This window comes from Cesiribacter andamanensis AMV16 (assembly GCF_000348925.1).
Lineage (GTDB): Bacteria > Bacteroidota > Bacteroidia > Cytophagales > Cyclobacteriaceae > Cesiribacter > Cesiribacter andamanensis.
In genome coordinates, this window is the sequence record NZ_AODQ01000224.1 from 1 (window position 1) to 2,456 (window position 2,456).

Below are 2,456 nucleotides of genomic sequence, written 5' to 3' on the forward strand. Positions count from 1 at the left end.
GTTTTGATCGCTTCAGAATTTCTTAACATATCTATGAAAAGGTTGCTGCTACTAAGTTTGATGTTCTGCCTCCTGCTGCCCGAGCTACGTGCGCAGCAGCAGGTAAGCGGAACGGTTCGGGATGGCGCTACCGGAGAATCGCTGCCGGGGGTAAACATTCTGCTGAAGGGATCGGCGGGGGTAGGCACCACCACCGACCTGGAGGGTAATTTCCGCATCACAGCCACCCCAGATGCTGTGCTCGTTTTCTCCTATGTGGGCTACATTAGCCGTGAGGTACGGGTGGGCAACCAGACCAGCCTGAGCATTGCGCTGGAGGCTGATCAGGAGCAGCTGGAAGAACTGGTGGTGATTGGCTATGGGTCGATCAAAAAATCTGACATTACGGGATCGGTCTCTTCCATCAAGGCCGATGATCTAAAGGCAGTGCCCGTAGCCTCGTTTGATCAGGCCCTGCAGGGCCGTGCCGCAGGGGTACAGGTAGTGCAGACCACCGGGGCTCCCGGCGGCGAAACCAACATCCGCATCCGGGGCACCAGCTCGGTATCGGCCAGCAGCGAACCCCTCTATGTGATCGATGGCATGCTCATCAACAGCAATGGCAATGAAATGTCCATCGGGGGCCGGGGGCCGCGCATTGGTGCGCTCTCCACCATCAACCCCAATGATATCGAATCCATAGAAGTGCTTAAAGATGCCTCTGCTACGGCCATTTACGGCTCGCGGGGCGCCAATGGGGTAATCCTGATCACCACCAAGCGCGGGCGCTCGGGCCAGGGAACGGTAAATTTTGAAAGCTACTACGGCGTGCAGCAGGTGGCCAACAAGCTGGATCTGCTCAATGCTGCTCAGTTTGCCACCCTCATCAATGAAGCCAATACCAATGCCGGCCGCACGCCCGTTTACATAAACCCCGACCGCCTGGGCGAGGGTACCGACTGGCAGGAGGAGCTATTTCAGACAGCCCCCATTGCCAATTATCAGCTTTCCTTTACAGGAGGTACCGAAAAGACCCAGTACGCCGTATCGGGGGGGTATTTTACACAGGAGGGCATTGTGATTGGCTCCGATTTTAACCGCTATTCTTTCCGGGCAAACCTGGATACGGATGTAAAGGATTGGCTGCGCATTGGCAGCAACCTTTCGTTTAACCGCCTGTCGTCCAATGGGGTGCTCACCGGCCCGGGCACCATTGTGCCGGGTGTCATTACCAATGCCCTGCAGTTTAACCCCATGGCCCCGGTCTATGACCCCAACGGTCCGCTTGGCTATACCTATGAGCACCTGCTGAAGGCCGGCATTGCCAACCCGGTGGCAGAGGCCCGGGAGTATGAATCCATTACCAACACCTCGCGCATTCTGGGCAATGTGTATGCCCAGTTGAGTCCGCTCAAGGGCCTGGCGCTGCGCTCCAGCTTTGGTATTGACGGGCTCACCACCAAATCAAACACCTTTGGCCCCAATGGGCTTAAGCGCACCGAAGGCAGCCGGGGCGAGGCTGGCATCTCTACCCTGGAGGCGCTCACCTGGCTCAACACCAATACCGTAAGCTATGACCTGAACCTGAACGAGCGCAACAGGCTGAACCTGCTGGCCGGTGTGGAGCTGCAACAGTTCCGCAACGAAAGCCTGGCGGCCTATGCCTTTGATTTTCCGGATGCCCGCACCGGCTGGCATAACCTGGGGGCAGCGCGCAACCCACAGAATCCCGGCAATGGCGAACTGGAATGGAGCATGCTCTCCTACCTGGGCCGCCTCAACTACTCGCTGCAGGATAAATACCTGTTTACCCTTTCGGGCCGTGTTGATGGCTCCTCCAAGTTTGCTGAGGGCAACAAATGGGGCTATTTTCCTTCAGGTGCAGTGGCCTGGCGGGTGGCCGAAGAGCCCTTTATGCAGGACCTGGAGTTTATCTATGACTTAAAGCTGCGCGCCAGCTATGGCTGGACGGGCAACCAGTCCATTCCCCCTTATGGCTCGCTGGCCCTGCTTACCCCCTTTGGCGAAGGGGTATTTAATAGCGGCAACGGGTCGGTAGTGTTCAGGGGGCAGGAGCCGCTCTCCTTCCCCAACCGGGACCTGCGCTGGGAAACCACCCGCCAGACCAGCCTGGGCCTTGACCTCTCGCTGCTGAAGGGCCGGGTGGATATCACTGCCGAGGCGTACTATAAAAATACCACAGACCTGCTGCTGGGCACGCCCATTCCCCTTACCAGCGGCTTTGGCTCCACCCTGCTGAATGTGGGTAATGTGGAGAATCGCGGCTTTGATCTGGGCATCAATTCCCTGAATGTTAACAGGGGCGATTTTGCCTGGAACAGCGCTATCAATTTCTCCATTAACCGCAACCAGATCACCAACCTGGCCCGCGAAGAAGATATAAACCTGGGTTTTGGCGGTAACATTTTGCGTGAGGGCGAACCCATAGGCACCTTCTTTGGCTATGTGTTTGATGG

1 protein-coding gene is annotated in these 2,456 nt (G+C 57.1%); it reads left to right on the top strand.

The genetic code is table 11. From position 1 onward, the window contains the following. Positions 1-60 precede the first annotated feature (60 nt). Positions 61-2,456 (top strand): SusC/RagA family TonB-linked outer membrane protein (locus tag ADICEAN_RS20615; RefSeq protein WP_051068920.1); only part of this gene is annotated, 2,396 nt, incomplete at its 3' end.